The organism is Streptomyces sp. NPDC041784, assembly GCF_055591025.1.
The window spans coordinates 115,839-135,737 of sequence record NZ_JBVJAB010000022.1; the positions used below are offsets into that span (position 1 = coordinate 115,839).

The 19,899-nt window shown below is 70.6% G+C and carries 18 protein-coding genes; 17 read left to right on the forward strand and 1 reads right to left on the reverse strand.

The window, feature by feature from the left end:
• The first annotated feature begins 304 nt into the window (after window positions 1-304).
• The 12 genes from ACZ6D7_RS35045 to ACZ6D7_RS35100 all read left to right on the forward strand — a co-directional run bounded on the left by ACZ6D7_RS35045 (window position 305) and on the right by ACZ6D7_RS35100 (window position 14,525).
• A complete protein-coding gene (locus ACZ6D7_RS35045) occupies window positions 305-1,060 on the forward strand; it encodes an aspartyl/asparaginyl beta-hydroxylase domain-containing protein (protein WP_469499885.1) in 756 nt (251 codons plus the stop codon).
• 273 nt (window positions 1,061-1,333) lie between these two features.
• Complete coding sequence (locus ACZ6D7_RS35050; RefSeq protein ID WP_469499921.1) at window positions 1,334-2,689, forward strand: MFS transporter; 1,356 nt, start codon at window positions 1,334-1,336, stop codon at window positions 2,687-2,689.
• 79 nt (window positions 2,690-2,768) lie between these two features.
• On the forward strand, window positions 2,769-3,815 hold the full coding sequence (locus ACZ6D7_RS35055; protein ID WP_469499887.1) for a beta-ketoacyl-ACP synthase III: 1,047 nt from the start codon (window positions 2,769-2,771) through the stop codon (window positions 3,813-3,815).
• Complete coding sequence (locus tag ACZ6D7_RS35060) at window positions 3,812-4,051, forward strand: acyl carrier protein (RefSeq protein ID WP_469499889.1); 240 nt, start codon at window positions 3,812-3,814, stop codon at window positions 4,049-4,051. Before ACZ6D7_RS35055 ends, ACZ6D7_RS35060 begins: the two co-directional genes overlap by 4 nt.
• A 22-nt stretch (window positions 4,052-4,073) precedes the next feature.
• Complete coding sequence (gene scoE, locus ACZ6D7_RS35065; RefSeq protein ID WP_469499891.1) at window positions 4,074-4,964, forward strand: (3R)-3-[(carboxymethyl)amino]fatty acid oxygenase/decarboxylase; 891 nt, start codon at window positions 4,074-4,076, stop codon at window positions 4,962-4,964.
• Complete coding sequence (gene scoD, locus ACZ6D7_RS35070) at window positions 4,961-5,458, forward strand: (2E)-enoyl-ACP glycyltransferase (protein WP_469499893.1); 498 nt, start codon at window positions 4,961-4,963, stop codon at window positions 5,456-5,458. The genes scoE and scoD overlap by 4 nt, the downstream gene beginning before the upstream one ends.
• Window positions 5,459-5,476: 18 nt before the next feature.
• Window positions 5,477-7,033, forward strand: coding sequence for a fatty acid--CoA ligase (locus ACZ6D7_RS35075; protein ID WP_469499895.1), 1,557 nt, complete (start codon window positions 5,477-5,479; stop codon window positions 7,031-7,033).
• 25 nt (window positions 7,034-7,058) lie between these two features.
• Complete coding sequence (locus ACZ6D7_RS35080) at window positions 7,059-7,304, forward strand: phosphopantetheine-binding protein (protein ID WP_469499897.1); 246 nt, start codon at window positions 7,059-7,061, stop codon at window positions 7,302-7,304.
• Window positions 7,301-11,584, forward strand: coding sequence for an amino acid adenylation domain-containing protein (locus ACZ6D7_RS35085; RefSeq protein ID WP_469499899.1), 4,284 nt, complete (start codon window positions 7,301-7,303; stop codon window positions 11,582-11,584). Before ACZ6D7_RS35080 ends, ACZ6D7_RS35085 begins: the two co-directional genes overlap by 4 nt.
• Window positions 11,585-11,674: 90 nt before the next feature.
• Entirely contained in the window at window positions 11,675-12,718 is a 1,044-nt protein-coding gene (locus tag ACZ6D7_RS35090; RefSeq protein ID WP_469499901.1) for an ABC transporter substrate-binding protein, read from the forward strand.
• Between the two features lie 56 nt (window positions 12,719-12,774).
• Window positions 12,775-13,749: a FecCD family ABC transporter permease gene (locus ACZ6D7_RS35095; RefSeq protein ID WP_469499923.1), complete on the forward strand. Its 975-nt coding sequence runs from the start codon at window positions 12,775-12,777 to the stop codon at window positions 13,747-13,749.
• Window positions 13,746-14,525 (forward strand): ABC transporter ATP-binding protein, encoded by a 780-nt coding sequence (locus ACZ6D7_RS35100; protein WP_469499903.1) that lies wholly within the window; start codon window positions 13,746-13,748, stop codon window positions 14,523-14,525. Before ACZ6D7_RS35095 ends, ACZ6D7_RS35100 begins: the two co-directional genes overlap by 4 nt.
• A 36-nt stretch (window positions 14,526-14,561) precedes the next feature.
• Here ACZ6D7_RS35100 and ACZ6D7_RS35105 read toward each other — a convergent pair whose 3' ends face one another.
• On the reverse strand, window positions 14,562-15,053 hold the full coding sequence (locus ACZ6D7_RS35105) for a DUF4396 domain-containing protein (protein WP_469499904.1): 492 nt from the start codon (window positions 15,051-15,053) through the stop codon (window positions 14,562-14,564).
• A gap of 244 nt (window positions 15,054-15,297) precedes the next feature.
• On the opposite strand from ACZ6D7_RS35105, the gene ACZ6D7_RS35110 reads away from it, so the two are divergent.
• From ACZ6D7_RS35110 to ACZ6D7_RS35130, 5 genes are all read left to right on the forward strand, one after another.
• Window positions 15,298-16,215 carry a hypothetical protein gene (locus ACZ6D7_RS35110; protein WP_469499906.1) on the forward strand — a complete coding sequence of 306 codons (918 nt, stop codon included), beginning with the start codon at window positions 15,298-15,300 and terminating at the stop codon, window positions 16,213-16,215.
• Window positions 16,216-16,425: 210 nt separating this feature from the next.
• Window positions 16,426-16,944, forward strand: a complete 519-nt coding sequence (locus tag ACZ6D7_RS35115) for a toxin-antitoxin system HicB family antitoxin (RefSeq protein WP_469499908.1) — start codon at window positions 16,426-16,428, stop codon at window positions 16,942-16,944.
• A gap of 134 nt (window positions 16,945-17,078) precedes the next feature.
• Complete coding sequence (locus ACZ6D7_RS35120; RefSeq protein ID WP_469499910.1) at window positions 17,079-17,927, forward strand: DUF4097 family beta strand repeat-containing protein; 849 nt, start codon at window positions 17,079-17,081, stop codon at window positions 17,925-17,927.
• 67 nt (window positions 17,928-17,994) lie between these two features.
• Window positions 17,995-18,987, forward strand: a complete 993-nt coding sequence (locus ACZ6D7_RS35125; protein WP_469499912.1) for an ATP-binding cassette domain-containing protein — start codon at window positions 17,995-17,997, stop codon at window positions 18,985-18,987.
• On the forward strand, window positions 18,984-19,802 hold the full coding sequence (locus ACZ6D7_RS35130; protein ID WP_469499914.1) for an ABC transporter permease: 819 nt from the start codon (window positions 18,984-18,986) through the stop codon (window positions 19,800-19,802). The genes ACZ6D7_RS35125 and ACZ6D7_RS35130 overlap by 4 nt, the downstream gene beginning before the upstream one ends.
• Window positions 19,803-19,899: the final 97 nt, after the last annotated feature.

Consider the following 19,899-nt stretch of genomic DNA (forward strand, 5'->3'; position numbering starts at 1 on the left):
CCGACAGCACGGCTCGCCGCCCGGCTGACCGCCAAGCGAGGCAGACGGGGGGCGAGCGCGGAACTTCGGGCGAAGGTGGTTCGGCACGTGAAACGCAGACGTCTGGTGCAGTCCTCTGCGGTGGTGATCGGCGCACTGTCCGCGGCTCCGCTCGCCGAAGGGCGCCGGGGAACGGTGCTCCGGACGGCGACCGTTTCCTCGTGACCCTGGCCGTCGAAGCAATCCCGGCTGTGGAAACAACCCCGGCTGTGGAAACAACCCCGGCTGTGGAAACAACCCCGGCCGTCGACCTCCGGAGAACCGCGTGACACCAGAGATAGAGAACGCCTTCGCCGCGATCAGAGCCGAGTGCGGTGCGGAATCGATCACTCGGGTCGAGCAGATGCTGGAGCCGGGTGGCGGGGGCGAACGGCATCCGTTGCAGAGAGCAGCAAAGTGGATCATGCCGGGGCTCTCTCCGACTCCCTGGCACGATCCCTATGTCCACGACGAGATCGCTCCCGTCGTGCACGCGCTGGAGGCCGGTCATCAGGCGATCAAAAAAGAGCTGAACGCCGCCTGGTCGGCCCGCCGGGAGGTGTTCTCGGACTACGAGCACTACCTGACACGGCAGGAGAACTGGCAGGCCCTCTACCTCTTCCGAAAAGGAGGGCTGGTCGAGGAGTCGGCCGCCACGGTTCCGACCGCTTACCGGTTGCTGAAAGACGTCGCCGTCGACACGGAGAAGATCTGTCCTCTCCTGGAATGTCATTTCTCCACCCTGTTGCCGGGCGCCGCCATCGACCCCCACTGCGACCTGTGGAACTTCAGCATCAATCTGCATCTCGCCGTGGACATCCCCGACGGGTGCAGCATCACGGTCGCCGGGGAGACGCGTTCCTGGGAGGAGGGCAAGTGCCTGCTCTTCGACTACTCCTTCGAGCACGAGGCGCGTAACGAGGGCACCCGCCCGCGTACCTGCCTGCTCATCGACCTGTGGCATCCGGAGACGACCATTCCGGAGCGCCGGGCACTGGTCGCCCTGATCGCCGAGATCCGCCGGCTCATGGGGGAGGGCTGACCCGAAGGCAAGAATTCAGGAGAGCAACGGTCCCAGATAAATCCCAGGAAGTGATCCCGGCTTTATCCGGTATCGCTGGTGTGTCATTCCCGGCAGTCCATGACTGTCGGGTCGAAGTGGTGCCTTGATATTCCGTCAATGGGTGATGCCGGGTGAGGAGTTGGGCATTCCCAAGCCGTATCTCTGCTGCTACGGTGACGGAAAATGATCGGCCTTCCGGAATTCCCTTCCACGGAATTCCGGATTCCTGTGATTCTGAGGGGGTGATGGATGATGTCCCTGTTGGTTCTGGCGTTGGGGCAGCTCGTCATCTCGCTCGACTACAACATCGTGTACGTCGCGCTGCCGGAGATCGGCTCGGGCCTGGGGTTCTCCGACCACGACCTGCAGTGGGTGGTCAGCGCCTACGTCGTGGCCACCGGAGGCTTCCTGCTGCTGGGCGGCCGGGCGGCGGATCTGCTGGGCCGGCGCCGGATGTTCGTCCTGGCGGCGCTGCTGTACGCGGGGTCGTCGCTGGTGGGCGGTCTGTCGGAGACGCCGGGTGCCCTGGTCGCCGTGCGGGCGGTCCAGGGTCTCGGCGGGTCGTTGCTGTTTCCGGCGACGCTGTCGCTGATCAACACCCTGTACGAGGAAGGTCCGAAGCGGAACCGGGCGCTGGCGGTGTGGGGTGCGGCGGGGGCGGGCGGGCTCTGTTTCGGGTCCCTGCTCGGCGGGGTTCTGGTGGAGGCGTTCGGCTGGGCGTCGGTGTTCTTCGTCAACGTGCCCGTGGCAGGCGCCCTGGCGGTGGCCGGGTGGCTGCTCTTCCCCGCGGACGGGCCGTGGGACCGTACCCGGCATTTCGACGTGGCGGGCGCGCTGACCGCGACGGGCGGGGTCACGCTCCTGGTGTTCCTGCTGGTGCGGGCCCCGGCGGAGGGCTGGACGACGCCTGCCGCCCTCACGAGCGCGGCACTGGCCGGCTGTCTGCTGACGCTGTTCGCCGTGGTGGAGCGGCGATCCCGTGAACCGCTCGTACCGGCACGGCTGTTCGCGCACCGGGGCCTGCTGGTGGCGATGGGGGTGACCGCATTGTTCAGCGCCACGTTCAGTTCGGTGCCGTACTTCCTCACCCTGTACTTCCAGAGCGTCCACGGCTACAGCGCGGTCGCGACCGGGCTCGCGTTCCTCGTGCCGGCCGTCGTGGTCGCCGTGGGCACGCAGGCCGGGGAACGGGCCGTGTCGGTCTTCGGGATGCGGCGCATGCTGGTGGGTGGCATGGCGCTGGGCGCCGCCGGAGCCGCGGCACTCGCCGTGGCCCTCACCTCGGACGGTTCGTACGCGAGACTCGTGCCGGGGATCGTGCTGCTCGGTCTCGGCCAGGGGGCCGCGTGGACGGGTATGTGGATCGCCGCATCCGCCGGGGTCGCCCCAGGTGACCAGGGCGTCGCCTCCGGACTGGCGTCGACCACCCTCCAGGTGGGCGGCGCGGTGGGCCTCGCCGTACTGGTCGCGCTCGCGGGAGGCGTCGGGCAGAGCGCCTCCGGTCCCGGACTCCTCGACGGCATCCGTACCGCCGTCTTCGCGATAGCTGGCGCCATCGGCTGCGGCGCGCTCGCGCTTCTCGTCAGCCGCAGGACCACGAGCCCGTAGACCCCGTCCTTTCTCCGCGTCCTCCTTTCACGTCCTCCTTCACGTCCGGTCCGTCCTCCGTCCTGCCTGGAGTGCCCCCATGTCTCCTCCTGCCGCCGGTTCCTTCGTGCCTCCGGCCGCCGTCCTGTGCGGGCTGGCCGGGTGGGTGCCGTCCCGGGTGGTGGCCAACGAGCACCTCGCGCGACGGCTCGACACCGACGACGCGTGGATCCGCACCCGGACCGGAATCCGGCAGCGGCACGTCATCGACCCCGGGCAGGCGACCTCCGACCTGGCGGTCGAAGCCGGCTGCCGGGCCCTCGCCTCATCCGGCGAGGACACGGTCGACGCCGTCGTCGTCGCCACGACCACCCCGGACCACATCTGCCCGGCCACCGCCCCCGCGGTCGCCGCACGGCTCGGCCTCACGGGGGCGGCCGCCTTCGACATCAGCGCCGTGTGCACCGGGTTCGTCTACGGCCTCGCCTCCGCCGCCGGGCTGATCGCGGCCGGCGTGGCCGCACGGGTCCTGCTCATCGGGGCGGACGCCTACTCCACGATCGTGGACCCGCTCGACCGGGCGAACGCGATCATCTTCGGAGACGGCGCCGGAGCCGTCGTCCTGCGCGCCGGTCATCCCGACGAGCCCGGCGCGGTCGGCCACTTCGACCTCGGCAGCGACGGCGCCCACGAGGGCCTGATCATGGTCGCGGCCGGCGGTTCCCGACAGCGCTCCCGGCCCGGCGAACCCAGCCGCGAGGAGCGGCACTTCGCCATGCGCGGCAAGGAGGTCTACCGGCACGCGGTGACCCGCATGGCCGAGTCGGCGCGGGCCACGCTGGACCGGGCCGGCTGGAAGATCGACGACGTCGACCTCTTCGTACCCCACCAGGCCAACCTGCGGATCCTGCACTCGGTGGCCGACGACCTCGGTCTGCCCCGGGAGCGGTGCGTGACCCATGTCGAGTCCGTCGGCAACACGGGCGCGGCCTCCATCCCGCTCGCCCTCTCCGATGCCGCCGCGCGCGGCGCGGTCCGGCCCGGCGACCGGCTGCTGCTCACCGCCTTCGGTGGCGGTCTCACCTGGGGCTCCTGCCTCCTGACCTGGCCTTCATCGCTCCCTCGACAAGAACGGACGACGTCATGAGCACCACCTACGAGCAACTCGTCGACATCCTCGCGAGACTCCACGACGCCCCCGCTGAGCGGATCCGCCCCGAGGCGACCCTCGGTGGACTGGACGTCGACTCGCTGACGACGGTCGAGATCAGCATCCGCATCGAGCGCGACCTCGGAGTGGCCGTCGGCGACGACGAGCTTCAGCCCGAACTCACTCTCGGCGACATCGTCGGACTCATCGACGCCCGCCGGACCACCGTCTGAACCCACGGAAGGAACCACCGCCATGCAGATCAAGGACCAGCCCGGCACCGCGATCGGTGCCACGGTCGAGGGCTTCGACCACACCACCGCCTCGGACGCCGACATCGCCGCGCTCAAGAACACCGTGTACACGAAGAAGATCGCCGTCCTGAAGGACCAGGACCTCTCTCCCCAGGAGTTCCTCGACCTCGGCAAGCGGCTGGGCCGCCCGGAGACGTACTACGAGCCGATGTACCAGCACCCGGAGGTCCCGGAGATATTCGTCTCCTCCAACGTGCCGAAGGACGGAAAGCAGATCGGCGTACCGAAGACGGGCAAGTTCTGGCACGCCGACTACCAGTTCATGCCGGACCCCTTCGGCATCACCCTCATCTATCCCCAGGTCATTCCGGAGAAGAACCGCGGTACCTATTTCATCGACATGGGCCGGGCGTACGAGAAGCTGCCCGAGGAGCTGAAGAAGGAAACAGCCGGAACACGGTGCAGGCACTCGGTGCGCAAGTACTTCAAGATACGGCCGCACGACGTCTACCGCCCCCTCTCCGAGATCATCGAGGAGGTCGAGCGGAAGACCCCGGCCGTTCTCCAGCCGACCACCTTCACCCACCCGATGACCGGCGAGACCGTCCTCTACATCAGCGAGGGCTTCACCGTCGGCATCGAGGACCAGGACGGCAATCCGCTCGACGAGGAGCTGCTCAAGCGCCTGTTCGAGGCGACCGGCCAGCTCGACGAGATCTTCGAACACGACGGCATCCACCTGCAGAGCTTCGAGCAGGGCGACCTGCTGGTCTGGGACAACCGCAGCCTCGTCCACCGCGCCCGGCACACGACCACCCCCGAGCCGACCGTCTCCTACCGCGTCACCGTGCACGACGAACGCGCGCTGCACGACGGGATCGGTGCGGCATGACCGACGAGCCCCTGCTCGACCGGGTGCTGGAGCCCTACAAGGAGCACTGCAGATACCTGCGGTCGGCGGACGTGACCGAACACGACGGGCGGGTCGCCGCCCGCTGTGCCTTCGCGATACCCGAATCGTGCTACATCGACGACACCGGTCATCTGAATTCGGTCGAGGTGAACATCTGTTACAACCAGATGATGTATTACCTCGTCGCCAAGTCCGTGAAGGAAGGACTGGGTACGGGATTCGCCTCCTGGTCGCTGGAAGATTTCTTCAGACACCAGCTCCCGGACATTCTGATCGCCCGCTTCACCGCGAACTTCCGGAGACCGATCGACCCCCGTGCCTTTTCCGGGGAGATGGAATTCCGGTCCGTCACCCGACGCGCCCCGGCCGGCGGCAGCCCGTTCCTGCACGCCGACACCGCCTTCCGCTACTGGGACGCGGACTCGGGTCGCTGCGACGGCGAGGCGACCCTGGCGTTCGTCAACGTCCCCTGACCCCACCGAGGCGTACCCATGGACACACTGCACCACCCGGAGCTGCGCACGCTCGTCAGGACCACGAGCTTCCACGCCCGGCACCAGCCCGCCACCCCCGCGGTCCTCTGCGAGGGCCGCACCCTGACCTACGAGCAGCTGCACCGCGAGAGCAACCGCATCGCCCACGCCCTCCAGGCCGCCGGCCTCACCCCGGGCGACCGTGTCGCGTACCTCGGCAAGGAGTCGGAGCACTACTACGAGATCCTCTTCGCCTGCGCCAAGAGCGGTACCGTCCTGGTCCCCGTCAACTGGCGTCTCGCCGCCCCGGAGGTCAGCCACATCCTCCAGGACTCCGGCACCCGGCTCCTGTTCCTGGAGGAGGAGTTCGCACCGATCGTGGAGAGGATGCCGACCGCGCCTCCGGAGACGGTCGTCGCGCTCGGCGAGCCCTTCCCCGCCTGGAAGGCACCTCACGCCGACACCGAACTGCCGGACAGCGCCACCCCGGACACTCCGGTCGCCCAGCTCTACACCAGCGGCACCACCGGCCTGCCCAAGGGCGTGGTCCTCGCCCACCGCAGCTTCTTCGCGATCCGCGACGCGCTGGCGAGCGAGGGGCTGGACTGGATCGACTGGCGGCCCGGCGACATCGCGCTGATCGGCATCCCCGGCTTCCACATCGGCGGCCTGTGGTGGGCCACCCAGAACCTCAACGCCGGCACGACCGTCGTCGCGATGCGCGCCTTCGCCGCCCGCCAGGCCGTCGACCTCATCCGCGACCTGGGCATCACCACCGCCTGCGTCGTGCCCGCCATGCTCCGCATGATGCTGACCGAACCGGGCGTCGGCGCCAAGGACTTCACCACCCTGCGCAAGACGGTCTACGGCGGCTCCCCGATCTCCGAGGCCCTGCTGGAGGAGAGCCTGGCCGTCCTGGACTGCGAGTTCGCCCAGATCTACGGCCTGACCGAGACCGGCAACACCGCGGTCTGCCTGCCCCCGGCCGCCCATGTGCCCGGCGGCCCCCTCATGCAGGCGGCCGGACGGCCGTATCCGGGTGTGCGCAGCAAAGTGATCGACGGCGAGGGGCGCGAACTCCCGCCGGGCGCGGTCGGAGAGGTCTGCCTGGCCACGCCCGCCCACATGGTCGAGTACTGGGGGCTGCCCGAGAAGACCGCCGAGACCCTCGTCGACGGCTGGATCCACACCGGCGACGCCGGCTACGTCGACGAGGACGGCTATCTCTTCATCCGCGACCGGATCAAGGACGCCATCCTCGTCGCCGGCGAGAACGTCTACCCGGCCGAGATCGAGAACGTACTGGAAGGTCACCCCGGCGTGGCCGAGGCCGTCGTCGTCGGGGCCCCCGACGAACGCTGGGGCGAGTACGTGCACGCCTTCGTCGTCCCGGCCCCCGAACAGCGGCCCACCCCCCGGGACCTGCACACCTTCCTCCTGCCGAGGCTGGCGGGCTTCAAGCTGCCCGCCCGCTACGAGTTCATCGACAGCGTCCCGCGCAACCCCAGCGGAAAGATCCTGCGCCGCGAGCTGCGCGACCGCTTCTGGGGCGACTCCGCTCGCAAGGTCAACTGACCGGCCCTCCTGGAGAGAGAACGACATGCCTGCTCCCCTCACGCTGGAGGTCTTCCGCGCGGACCTGGCGGAGTACCTGCACCAGCAGCCCGACGACGTCGACCTCGACGAGAACCCGCTCCACGCGGGACTGGACTCCCTGCGCATCGTCACCCTGATGGAACGGTGGCGCGAGACCGGTGTGGACGTGACCTTCGTCGACCTCGCCGAATGCACCTCGTTCGCCCAGTGGTGGCAGGTGCTCTCCGCGCGTCAGAAGGAGGCGAGGTGACGGCGCGCCATCCGTTGCTGGCCGCTCAAGAAGGCGTCTGGACGGGCCAGCGGCTCGACCCGGACAGTCCCGCGTACAACACGGCCGAGTACGTGCACATCCACGGCTCCGTGGACACCTCCCTCCTCGACGAGGCCCTGCACCACGTCGTCGCGGAGACCGAGGCCCTGAACGTCGCCTACGTGGTGGACGACGAGGGCCGCCCCTGGGAGACGCCCGCCCCGGCCGACGACTGGCGCATGTACACCGCGGACCTCACGGCCGGGCCCGACCCGCTCGCGGCGGCCCTGGCCTGGATGGACGAGGACCTGGCCCGCCCCGTCGACCTGGCACGCGGCCCCGTCTTCGGCCACGCCCTTCTGCGGATCGCACCGCGGGAGTACCTCTGGTACCACCGCGTCCACCACATCGCCCTGGACGGCTTCGGCCTGTCGCTGGTGGCCCGCAGGGTCGCCCAGGTCTACACGGCCTCGGCGCAGGGAGAGCCGGTGGCGGACAGCGGCTTCGGCACCCTCGCGTCGGTACGGGACGAGGAACGCGCCTACCGCGAGTCCGCCCGCTTCGCCAGGGACCGCGCCTACTGGACGGACCGGTACGCGGACCGCCCGCCGGTGCCGACCCCGGCCGGCCGTTCGGCTCTGCCGGCGCGCACCTTCCACCGTCGGGTCGTCGACCTTGACGCGGCACGGACGCAGACCCTGCGCGCCGTCGCCCGCGACCTGAACGTCACCTGGTCCGAGGTCCTGCTGGCAGTCACGGCAGCTCGGCTGCACCACGCGACCGGCGCCCCGGAGATCGTCCTCAGCCTGCCCGCGATGGGCCGCCTCGGCTCCGTCTCGCTGCGCGTTCCCTGCACGGTCCGCAACATCCTGCCCCTGCGCGTCCCCGTGACCGCCTCGGACAGCCTGCGCGACCTCGCCGCCCGGATCTCCCGCGAACTCCGCGCCGGTCTCCCCCACCAGCGCTACCGCTACGAACAACTGCGCCGCGACCTCAAACTCGTCGGCGGACAGCGCCGACTGTCCGGGCCGGGCGTCAACATCATGCCCTTCGCGTACGACCTGCGTTTCGCCGGCCACCGCAGCACGGTCCACAACGTCTCCGCCGGTCCCGTCGACGACCTGTCCGTCAACGTCTACGACCGCTCCGAGGGCGCGGGCCTGCGCATCGCCGTGGACGCCAACCCCGACCTCTACACCGAGGAGGACGTCGCCGCACTCCAGGAGGGGCTGCTCGGCCTGCTGAGCGAGGCCGTCGCCGCGCCCGACCGCCCTCTCGGTGAGCTGGGTGCGCGCGAGGCCGTCGAGGTTCCCGTCCTGGACGGTGGGCCGCTGCCCGGCCCCGTGCGCCCGGTGCTCGGCCTGATCGCCGACCACGCCGCCCGGCGCGGTGGATCGGTCGCCGTCGAGCACGACGGACGCGGCATCACGTACGCGCAGCTGTTCGGCTCGGCACGTGATCTCGCCCGCCGACTCGCCGCCCGTCGGGTCGGCCGCGGTGACCTGGTGGCTGTCGCCCTGCCGCGCGGCATCGAAGCGGTCACCACGGTCCTCGGTGTGTTCCTGTCCGGGGCCGCCTACTGCCCGCTCGACCCGGCCGCGCCCCCGGCCCGCAGGGCGGAGCTGCTGGCCGACGCCCGGCCCGCGCTCGTCCTCACCACCGGTGCCCGTGCCGAGGACTTCGCGGACCACGCCGTACTCCGTATCGACCGACCGGACGCCGAACCGGAGGCCGCCCAGCCCCGCACACCGACCCTGGACGACCTCGCCTACGTCCTGCACACCTCGGGTTCCACCGGCCGCCCCAAGGGCGTCGAGATCGGCCACCGAGCCCTCGCCCACTTCGTCGCCGGCGCCTCGCACCGCTACGGCCTTCACCGCGGGGACCGCGTCCTGCAGTTCGCCCCGCTGCACTTCGACACCAGCGTCGAGGAAATCCTCCTCACCCTGTGCGCGGGCGCCACGCTCGTCGTCCGCGGCGACGACATGACCGACTCGGTACCCGCCTTCCTGGACGCCTGCGCCCGGCTGCGGATCAGCTTTCTCGACCTGCCCACGGCCTACTGGCACGAACTGGCCCACGCCGTCTCGACCGGCGCCGTTGCCCTGCCCGCCGAAGTGCGCACGGTCGTCATCGGCGGTGAGGCGGCCCTGCCCGAGCGGGCGGACCGCTGGCGCAAGGCCGTCGGTACCTCGGTCCGGCTGCTCAACACCTATGGGCCCACCGAGGCGACCGTGGTCGCCACCGTCGCCGACCTCCACGACCCCGCCCTCGCACCGGGGGACGTACCCATCGGGCTGCCCCTGCCCGGCACGCGGGCCGCGGTCGTCGACGGCGAACTCCACCTCCTGGGCGACAACCTGGCCCTCGGCTACCGGGGAGACCGGCTTCCGGACGCCTCCCGCTTCGCGCCTCTCCACGCGGTCCCCGGAGAACCCCGCGCGTACCGCACCGGCGACCTCGTACGGATCGGCGCCGACGGGCAACTGCGCTACCTGGGCCGGTCCGACACCGAGTTCAAGATCAGCGGACATCGTGTGCACCCCGCCGAGGTGGAGAGCGCCCTCCTGGCCCACCCGGGAATCCGTGACGCCGCCGTGGTGGGACAGGTGGGGGAGGACGGGACCCGGCGGCTGGTCGCGTACGTCGTCCCGGACAAGCCCGCCCCGGCCGTGGCCCCGATCAGGGACCACCTCCGGGCGGCGCTGCCGGCGGCGATGATCCCCTCGGCGGTCGAGTTCCTGGACTGTCTGCCCCGGACGAGCTCAGGAAAGATCGACAGGAGGACCCTCGCCGCACTGGCCCCCGACCTGGGTACGCGGGCGATCACGTCCGACAGCCCGCTGGAGCGCACCGTCGCCGCCGCCTGGCAGCAGGTGCTCGGGGTGGCCGCCGTCTCCGCGCAGGACGACGTGTTCGACCTGGGAGCCCAGTCCCTCCAGGCCATCCAGGTCGCCAACCGCCTCGGCGTCGCACTGGGCCGCGAGGTGAAGGTCGCCTGGCTCTTCCAGCACCCCACCCCCGCCGAACTCGCGCGTTTCCTGCAACAGCGGGCACGCCCGACCACCCCCGGCCTCCCGGAGCCGCTGCTCGCCGACACCGTCCTCGACCCGGACATCCGCCCCGGTGACAGCACCCGGGCGGGCGGTACGCCGGAGCGGATCCTGCTCACCGGCGCCACCGGTTTCGTCGGCGTCCACCTGCTGGCCCAGCTCCTGACGAGCACGGACGTGGAGGTCGTCTGCACCGTCCGCGCCCCGAGCCCCGCCGAGGCCATGGCCCGCGTCCACCAGGCCCTGGACACGCACCGGATCCACCTCCCGGACACGGCGCACGAACGCGTCACGGCGATTCCCGCGGACCTCGCCCGTCCCCGTCTGGGCCTGGACGAGGCGCTCTTCGCCGAACTGGCCCGCACCTGCGGGGCGATCTTCCACAACGCGGCGACCGTCAGCATCATGCGCGAGTACGCCACCCTGCGCGCCGCCAACACCGAATCGACCAGGGAGCTGCTGCGCATGGCGGCCGCTCGCTCGATTCCCCTGCACTTCGTGTCGACGCTCTCCGTCGCCCCGCCGCTCGCCCTCGCCGCCGAGGTACCCGAGGCGTTCCTCCCGCCCCATCCCGGACTGCGCCACGGCTACCAGCAGTCCAAGTGGGCGGCCGAACGCCTGCTGGAGCAGGCCGCCGAGCGGGGGCTGCCGGTCACCGTGCACCGGCTCGGCCGGATCGTCGGCCCGGCCACCACCGGCTATGTGAACGAGCGGGACTTCCTGTGGAGCGTGCTGCGCGCCGGGGTGCCCGCAGGCATCGTCCCCGACCTGTTCGAGGAGGAGACCTGGACACCCGTCGACCACGTCGCCGAGGCCCTCGTCCACCTCTGTCTCGGACCACCGGGTGCGACCGTCTTCAACCACGCGTCCGCGCCTCCCGTGCGGCTGAACGACGTGTACGACTGGCTGGAGGAGTACGGCTACCCGCTGCGGCGCATGCCGCTGGCCCGGTGGAGGACCGAACTCCCGGCGTCCTCCGGCGTGGCGGCGACGACTCTGGCCTTCTTCGACTCCTGGGACACGGACCCGGGCGATGCCGCCGGCCCCGACCTGCGCCTGGGGCGCGTCAGCGCCGACAACGTCCTGACCGGCCTGCACGGCAGCGGCATCACCTGCCCGCCCGCCGACCGGGACCTCGTATTCCGCTACCTCGACCACTGCGTCACCACGGGCACCCTGCCCGCCCCGGCCGGGCGAACGAGCCATCTGGCCACTCCCGCAAAGTAGTTGGGAGCCTCCGGGAACTCACGGGCACGGCCTCCCGACTACTGCAACAGAGCCCATCGCGTCACGAGCATCCCGCTGCAAGGAGCACGCATGCCGAAGAAACGGCCCGTCGCCATCGTCCTGGCCGGCGCTCTCTGTCTGGCCACGGCGGCCTGCGCCGACTCCTCGACCGACCAGGACGGAGCGGGCGGTGACAAGGCGTCCGCGGCCGCCGCGAAGTCCGGCTATCCGGTGACCCTGGAGAACTGCGGAGTCTCCGAGAAGATCACCAAGGAGCCGAGCCGGGTCGTCGTCATGAACGGCGCCTCGGTCGCCGAGGTCTCCACGCTCCTCGCCCTCGGCGTCCAGGACAAGATCGTGGCGAATCAGCAGAGTTACGGGATGTCCGAGGTGGCGGGCCGCGCCGACGCGATCAAGGCCCTGCCCACCGGTGACGTCAAGCTCAACGACGCCTACGACATCCCGCGCGAGGCGATGATCGGGCTGCGCCCGGACCTGGTGCTGTCCACGACGTCGTACGGCTTCGACGAGAAGAACGGCTTCGCCACTCGCGAGCAGCTGAAGACGGTCGGCGCCCAGACCTACGTGTCCCCGCAGGGCTGCGACCAGGACACCTCGAAGATGACCATCGCCGACAGCTACACGCTGCTGCGCGACATGGGCAAGATCTTCAACAAGGGCGACGAGGCCGAGAAGCTGATCGCCGCCTCGGAGAAGCGCATCGCCGCCGTCTCCGCCAAGGTGAAGGGCGAGAAGCAGCCCAAGGTCATGGTCCTGTTCTCCAACATGGCCATGGGCGGCAACGACTTCAGCTCGGTCGTCGCCAAGGGCATCTACAACGACATCCTCGCCAAGGCGGGCGGCACCAACGCCTTCGAGAACGCCTCCAAGACGTCCTTCGCCGACCTGAGCAAGGAGAAGGTGGCCGCCACCGACGTCGACGCCCTCGTCGTCATCGGCTACAACGACCCGAACCCGGCGGCCTACGCCAAGAAACTGCTGAAGGAGTTCCCCCAGTGGCCGGCCGCGAAGAACAGCACGTACGTGGCGCTGTCCGACTCGATGTACCTCGGCCCGAACAACGACCTGGCCGTGGAGAAGATCGCCGCGATGCTGCACCTCGACAAGTTCTGAGCCGACTGCGGCTGCCGCTCGCCGTCGCCGGCCTGACGGTCGTCCTCGGCGCCGTGATGGTGGTGGCGGTGAGCATCGGCGCGGTCACCATCCCGGTCGGCGACGTGTGGGGAGTCCTCTGGCACCACGTCACCGGCCGGGGGACCACCGAAGACCCGGCCCTGGACCAGATCGTGTGGACCTTCCGGGCCCCTCGCGTCGTGCTCGCCGCCCTGGTCGGCGCCGGTCTGTCCGTCGCCGGGGCGGTGCTCCAGACCCTGGTCTCCAACCCGCTCGCCGACCCCGTCGTCCTCGGCTTCTCCTACGGAGCCTCGCTCGGCGCCGTGCTCGTCATCACCCTAGGCGGGGCGGCGCTCGGCGGCTTCGGCGGACTCGGCGTGTCGGGAGCGGCGTTCGCCGGCGCGCTGGCGGCCGGGGCCCTGGTGTTCGCCCTGGGACAGCGACAGGGCCGGCTTGCCCCCACCCGGCTGGTGCTGGCCGGAGTCGCGGTCGGCTACGTCCTGCTGTCGGTGACCAGTTTCGTCCAGCTGCTGGCCACCCCCACCGAACTGCGCACGGTCATGTTCTGGATGCTGGGGAGCGTGGCCGGCGCCCAGTGGAGTCAGCTGCTCACGGTCACGGTGGTGGTCCTGGCGAGCACCGCCGTGCTGACCCTGTTCGGACGGCGGCTCAACGCCCTGCTCGCCGGCGACGAGTCCGCGACCGCGCTCGGCGTGGACGTCAACCGGCTGCGTGCCGTCCTGCTGGTCATCAGCGCGCTGCTCACCGGGACGGTCATCGCCGTGGCCGGCGGTGTGGGCTTCGTCGGCCTGATGGTCCCCCACCTGGTCCGCCTCACGATCGGCGCCGACCACCGCCGTCTGCTTCCCCTGACCGCCCTCCTCGGCGCGATCTACCTGGTCCTCGTGGACCTGCTCTCCCGCACCCTGACCCGCCCCAACGAGCTGCCGCTGGGCATCCTCACCGCCCTCCTCGGCGCCCCCTTCTTCCTGTGGCTGCTGCGCCGCAACAAGGGCCTGGACACCGTATGAAACTGACCGTGGACCAGCTCCACATCACCCTGGACCGCACCACGATCCTCCGTGAGGTGAACCTGGAGGCCGCGAAGGGCGATGTCGTCGGGCTCGTGGGTCCCAACGGCAGCGGCAAGTCCACCCTCCTGCGCACGGTCTACCGCTCACTGCGCCCGGCCGCGGGAGTGGTCCGGGTGGGCGACGACGACGTGTGGGAACTCTCCGCACGCACCGCCGCCCGCCGCACGGCAGCCGTCCTCCAGGACGCCGGCACCACCACCGGCCTGACGGTGACAGAGATCGTCGCGCTCGGCCGTACGCCCCACCACGGGCTGATGGGCCGGGACGGCACCGAGGACCGCGAGGCCGTGGCCGAGGCGGTCACCCGCTGCGGAGTCACCCCCTTCGCGCACCGGGACTACGCCTCCCTGTCCGGCGGCGAACGCCAGCGCGTCCTGCTGGCCCGGGCCCTGGCCCAGCGCCCGCAGCTGCTGGTCCTGGACGAACTCACCAACCACCTCGACATCCGCGCCCGCTTCGAGCTGCTGGACCTGATCCGCAGCACCGGCATCACCACCCTGGCCGTCCTGCACGACCTGGACCTCGCCGCCCGCCTCTGCGACCACCTGGTCGTGCTGCACCGGGGCGAGGTGGTGGCGGCGGGCCCCGTGCTGGACGTCCTGACCCCCGGCGTCCTCCGCGACGTCTTCGGCGTACGGGGCGACACCGCACGGCACGCCGACGGAGTCGTCCGCATCACGTACGCGGCCCAGCCGCTCGCCGACGCACACTGAATCCGACCCGGCCGAGGAATCCGACCCGGCCGGGCGTCAGTGGTAGGCGTGCACCACCGCGTGGCCCTTGCCGCGGCCGATCATCCACTTGTTGACCGGCGTGGTGATCACGAAGGCGACCGCGAAGCCGCCCAGCAGAGCCGACCAGAACAGCCCGTCGGAGAGGTGCGCGTCCATCGCGCCGGGCGTGAGGGCGATGATGGTGTTGTCGACGATCTCCATCACGGCGATGGAGACGGTGTCGGCGGCGAGCGCGACCTTGATCGCGGTCCGGAGGTCCAGGCCGGCTCGCCGGACCGCCAGCAGCGTGAACGAGTAGCCGAAGACGAACGCGAGGGTGATCGCCAGGATCATGGTCGCGACGTTGCCCCACAGCAGGGCGGTGCCGATGACCATGCCGAGGATCTCGCCGATGGCGCAGCCGGTCAGGCAGTGCAGGGTCGCCTTCGCCGCCGTTCCCCAGGAAGCGGTGTGGTGAGCGGTGTGGTGAGTGGTGTCGTGAGCGGTGTGGTGAGCGCTGTGGTCCATGACTTCTTTCCCCCTTCTCGTTCTGTGCGGCCCGTTCCCGAGCCCACGCATCTGAACTATATACCCCTGGGGGGTATTCCGGGAGTGGTGGGCGCATGGGCGCGGTTGCCGTTCTGTATACCCCCTGGGGGTATAAATTCGGTGAGGTGACGATACCTGTCGGCCCACCTCGGGAGACTCCTATGAACACCTGGCCACGAACACCTGGCCGAAGATCACCGGCTTCGCCGCGGCGCTCGCCGTCGTGTGCGGCGCGGCGTACGGAGTGGGCGACCTCGCCGGATCCGGCGAGGCGGACGGCGGGCCGGGTGCGCGGGCCGGACGTCAGGTCGAGGTGGCGGGGTCCGGTGGCGCGGAGGGTGCCGCGGAGGTGCCGGAGGGGCTGCGGGTCTCGGCCCACGGCTACTCGATCGACCTGAAAACCCCGCGGATCGAGCGCGGGCGCAGCACCGAGATACGGTTCGCGGTCCTCGACGCGCGGGGGCGGCCGGTCACCGCCTACGAGGTGGAGCAGGGGAAGGAGCTCCACCTGATCCTTGCCTCGCGCGACCTGGCCGTCTACCGCCATCTGCACCCCACGCGCTCCGTCGACGGCACGTGGCGCATGCACGTGAACCTGCCGGCCGCCGGTGACTACCGCCTCTTCGCGGACTTCGCCCCGGCCGCCGGGGACGGTGGGCGCCTCACTCTGGGCACCGACCTGGCGGTCGCGGGACGCTACGAGCCGCAGGAGCTGCCCCGGCAGGTGAGCACCAGCGAGGTCGACGGCTACACGGTCGCCCTGAGCGGGGACCTCGACACCGGCTCCGCCCGGGACCTCACCTTCGAGGTGCGCAAGGACGGCAGGCCGGTGACCGACCTTCAGCCCTATCTCGGCGCGTACGGGCACCTGGTGGCCTTGCGCGCCGGAGACCTGGCCTACCTGCATGTCCACCCCGAGGAGGAGGCCGGTGACGCCAAGGTGAAGCCCGGGCCGACCGTCTCCTTCACCGCCACCGCGCCCAGCCCCCACGCCTACCGCCTCTTCCTGGACTTCAGGCACGACGGCAAGGTGCGCACCGCGAGCTTCACCGTCCAGGCGGGCCTCGGCGGCGCCACCCCCGCCGGGGAGGACGAGCGCGACGAGGAGGACGGCGGCTCGGCGGAGCACGGCCACGAGTGACGCCCGCCGTCGGATGACATCGCTTGGCGTCATCCGGTGCCACCCGGTGCCATTCTGTGCCGCCAATGTCGGATGAGCGCACGTGGCGCCACGATCACCCAATTGGGTGCCAGCGTGTTTCCGCAGGTCAGGGCGGTTGCGTCGGGCGTCGTCCTGAAGAGGCCACCTCGCGGCTTGCGTGTGGAGCCATTGTGGTGCCATGATGGCGTCATGGACCTCACCCCGTATGTCGACACTCTCCGCCGTGAACTCGCGGTGGCCGCCGCGGCCGGTGGCGACGAAGCCCGCGAGCTGGCCGAGCGACTCACCGCTCCCCTGGAGTCGGCGACCCGGCTGACCATGCTCAACGTGCTCTCCGCCGCGATGGACGAGATCACCCGTGAACTCGCCCCCGGCTCGGTCGACGTACGGCTGCGCGGGCTCGACCCCGACTTCGTGGTGACACGGCCGCCCACCGACGGCGGCGCCCTCGCGGAGCCGGCCGCGCCCGTCGAACCGCTCAGGGCGCAGGCGCCCGCCGAGGGCGACGAGGGCGGCACCGCCCGCATCAATCTGCGGCTTCCGGCGCATCTCAAGGCGCGCGCCGAGGAGGCCGCGAACCGCGAGGGCCTGTCGGTCAACGCGTGGCTGGTGCGGGCCGTGTCGGCCGCGGTCGACGGCGGCACCCGGCCGCGTACGACGGAGAAGAGCCAGAGCGTCGGCCAGAGCTTCACGGGCTGGGTGCGCTAGCCGCGCCCCCACCTACACCGGTCACCCGCACCACACCCTGCACCACACGCCCGCACCACTTCACCCGCACCACTTCACCCACACCACGTCCCACCAGCGGGGACGTCCTGAAGAGCCAAGAGGACGGGACAGCCATGCCTTCTTTCGACACTCCCGCACCGATCTCGGTCACCGCGCACGTGGAGGCCGGTTCCATCCAGTTCGTCGCGGCCGACCGCCTCGACACCGTCGTCGCGGTGCGGCCCCGCGACCCGAAGAAGGACCTGGACGTGCGCACGGCCGACCAGACCGACGTCACCTGCACGAATGGCGCACTGACCGTCAGGACGCCCAAGACCAATCTGTTCGGCCTCGGCCGCACCGGCGTCGTCGACGTGACGGTCGAACTGCCCACGGGCTCACGCATCGACATGACCGGCGCCTGGGCCCAGGTGCTCGGCGAGGGCCGGCTCGGCGAGGTCCGTGTGAAGACCTCGTCCGGCGACGCCCGCTTCGACACGACCGGCCCGCTGAAGCTGACCGCGTCGCACGGCTCGATCACGGTGGACCGGGTCGAGGGTACGGCCGAGATCACCACCAGCTCCGGCAGCCTGCGCGTCGGCCTCGCCGACGGCGCGGCCGTCCTGAAGAACTCGCACGGCACCACGACCGTCGACGCCGCGACCGGCGAGCTGCGGGTGAGCGGTGCCAACGGTGACATCGAGATCCGGCGCGCCGAGGACTCGGTCACCGCCACCACCGCCCACGGCACCCTGCGCGTGGGCGAAGTGGCCCGTGGCACCGTCCAGTTGGAGACCTCCTACGGCTCCATCGAGGTCGGCGTCCGCGAGGGCACGGCCGCCTGGCTCGACGTCAGCTCCGTTTCCGGCCAGGTGCGCAACACGCTCACCGCGTCCGGGAGCCCGGAGGAGGCCGAGGACACCGTCAAGGTCCGCGCCCGCACCCGGCACGGCAACATCGACGTCCGCCGCGCCAAGGCCTGACGCCCGGAAGAACCGGCCTCGACCCACTCACTCCCCAGCCGCTTCAGCCTTCGAACGGGAGGGCTTCATGCCTTCATCTGTCATGCCCACGTCCAGGCAGGGTGACGGTCACCCGTCGCCGGCCGCCGTCTCCACCGTCGGTCTGCGCAAGTCGTACGGCGACAAGACCGTCCTCGACGGCATCGATCTGCACATCCCGGCCGGGTCCGTGTTCGCGCTGCTCGGGCCGAACGGCGCCGGCAAGACCACCGCCGTCAAGATCCTGTCCACGCTCATCACCGCCGACGGCGGGCAGGCCCGGGTCGCGGGCCACGACGTCGCCACGTCACCGGACGGGGTGCGCGCCGCGATCGGCGTCACCGGTCAGTTCTCCGCCGTCGACGGCCTGATCACCGGCGAGGAGAACATGCTCCTCATGGCGGACCTGCACCACCTCTCCAGGAGCGAGGGGCGGCGGGTCGCCGCCGAACTCCTGGAGCGCTTCGACCTCACCGAGGCCGCGAAGAAGCCCGCCTCCACCTACTCCGGCGGCATGAAGCGCCGCCTGGACATCGCCATGACCCTGGTGGGCAGCCCGCGGATCATCTTCCTCGACGAGCCGACCACCGGTCTCGACCCGCGCTCCCGCCACACCATGTGGGGGATCATCCGCGAGCTGGTCTCCGACGGGGTGACGGTCTTCCTCACCACGCAGTACCTGGAGGAGGCCGACGAGCTCGCCGACCGCATCGCCGTACTGAACGACGGCAAGATCGCCGCCGAGGGCACCGCCGACGAACTCAAGCGGCTCATCCCCGGCGGACACGTCCGGCTCCGCTTCACCGACCCGGCCGCCTACCAGAACGCCGCCTCCGCCCTGCGCGAGGCCACCCGGGACGACGAAGCCCTCGCCCTGCAACTCCCCAGCGACGGCAGCCAGCGCGACCTGCGCTCGATCCTCGACTGGCTGGACGCGGCCGGCATCGAGGCGGACGAGCTGACCGTGCACACCCCCGACCTCGACGACGTGTTCTTCGCCCTGACCGGCCCCACCGACCAGCCCGAGGAGGCTGTCCGATGAGTTCCCTCCTGGCTCCCGCCCGCCCGACCCGGATCTCCCTCGCCGTCCGCGACTCGAACACGATGCTGCGCCGCAACCTGCTGCACGCGTGGCGCTACCCGTCCGCGACCCTGAACCTGCTGCTCACGCCGATCATGATGCTGCTGCTCTTCGTCTACATCTTCGGCGACGTGATGAGCGCGGGCATCGGTGGCGGTGGCGCGGACCGCTCCGAATACATCGCCTACATCGTCCCGGGCATCCTGATGATGACCATCGGCAGCACCGTGATCGGGGCCGCGGTGTACGTCTCCATGGACATGGCCGAGGGCCTCATCGCCCGCTTCCGGACGATGGCGGTCTACCGCGGCTCTGTGATCATCGGGCACGTCGTGGGCAGCGTGTTGCAGTCGATCGCCAGCGTGGTCCTCGTCGGCGCCGTCGCTGTGGCCATCGGTTTCCGGTCCACCGACGCCACGGCCCTGGAGTGGCTGGCGGCGTTCGGGCTGCTCACGCTGTTCGCCCTGGCGCTCACCTGGATCGCGGTCGGGATGGGCATGGCCAGCCCGAACCCCGAGGCGGCCAGCAACATGGCCATGCCCCTGATCCTCCTGCCGTTCATCTCGAGCGCCTTCATCCCGGCCGACACGATGCCGGGCTGGTTCCAGCCGATCGCCGAGTACCAGCCGTTCACCCCGGCCATCGAGACGCTGCGCGGGCTGCTGCTCGGCACCGAGATCGGCCACAACGGATGGCTCGCCGTCGCCTGGAGCCTGGGACTGGCCGCGCTCGGCTACTTCTGGTCCAGGTCGCTGTTCGACCGCGACCCGAGCTAGGGCCAATGCTGGTGACTTAAGTTCTGTCTTGTCGAGTGATACTGACGGTGTCCGGTGCGGGTGGTGTCCGGCTGCGATGCTCGGCCCGTTTGAGCGG

Bases quoted from the DNA above. Each gene is read 5' to 3' on its own strand.
- ACZ6D7_RS35090 (WP_469499901.1), top strand. From the start codon at position 11,675: ATGCCGAAGAAACGGCCCGTCGCCATCGTCCTGGCCGGCGCTCTCTGT.
- ACZ6D7_RS35095 (WP_469499923.1), top strand. From the start codon at position 12,775: ATGGTGGTGGCGGTGAGCATCGGCGCGGTCACCATCCCGGTCGGCGAC.
- scoD (WP_469499893.1), top strand. From the start codon at position 4,961: ATGACCGACGAGCCCCTGCTCGACCGGGTGCTGGAGCCCTACAAGGAG.
- ACZ6D7_RS35105 (WP_469499904.1), bottom strand. From the start codon at position 15,053: ATGGACCACAGCGCTCACCACACCGCTCACGACACCACTCACCACACC.
- ACZ6D7_RS35130 (WP_469499914.1), top strand. From the start codon at position 18,984: ATGAGTTCCCTCCTGGCTCCCGCCCGCCCGACCCGGATCTCCCTCGCC.
- ACZ6D7_RS35100 (WP_469499903.1), top strand. From the start codon at position 13,746: ATGAAACTGACCGTGGACCAGCTCCACATCACCCTGGACCGCACCACG.
- ACZ6D7_RS35120 (WP_469499910.1), top strand. From the start codon at position 17,079: ATGCCTTCTTTCGACACTCCCGCACCGATCTCGGTCACCGCGCACGTG.
- ACZ6D7_RS35060 (WP_469499889.1), top strand. From the start codon at position 3,812: ATGAGCACCACCTACGAGCAACTCGTCGACATCCTCGCGAGACTCCAC.
- ACZ6D7_RS35050 (WP_469499921.1), top strand. From the start codon at position 1,334: ATGTCCCTGTTGGTTCTGGCGTTGGGGCAGCTCGTCATCTCGCTCGAC.
- ACZ6D7_RS35075 (WP_469499895.1), top strand. From the start codon at position 5,477: ATGGACACACTGCACCACCCGGAGCTGCGCACGCTCGTCAGGACCACG.
- ACZ6D7_RS35055 (WP_469499887.1), top strand. From the start codon at position 2,769: ATGTCTCCTCCTGCCGCCGGTTCCTTCGTGCCTCCGGCCGCCGTCCTG.
- scoE (WP_469499891.1), top strand. From the start codon at position 4,074: ATGCAGATCAAGGACCAGCCCGGCACCGCGATCGGTGCCACGGTCGAG.
- ACZ6D7_RS35125 (WP_469499912.1), top strand. From the start codon at position 17,995: ATGCCTTCATCTGTCATGCCCACGTCCAGGCAGGGTGACGGTCACCCG.
- ACZ6D7_RS35080 (WP_469499897.1), top strand. From the start codon at position 7,059: ATGCCTGCTCCCCTCACGCTGGAGGTCTTCCGCGCGGACCTGGCGGAG.
- ACZ6D7_RS35115 (WP_469499908.1), top strand. From the start codon at position 16,426: ATGGACCTCACCCCGTATGTCGACACTCTCCGCCGTGAACTCGCGGTG.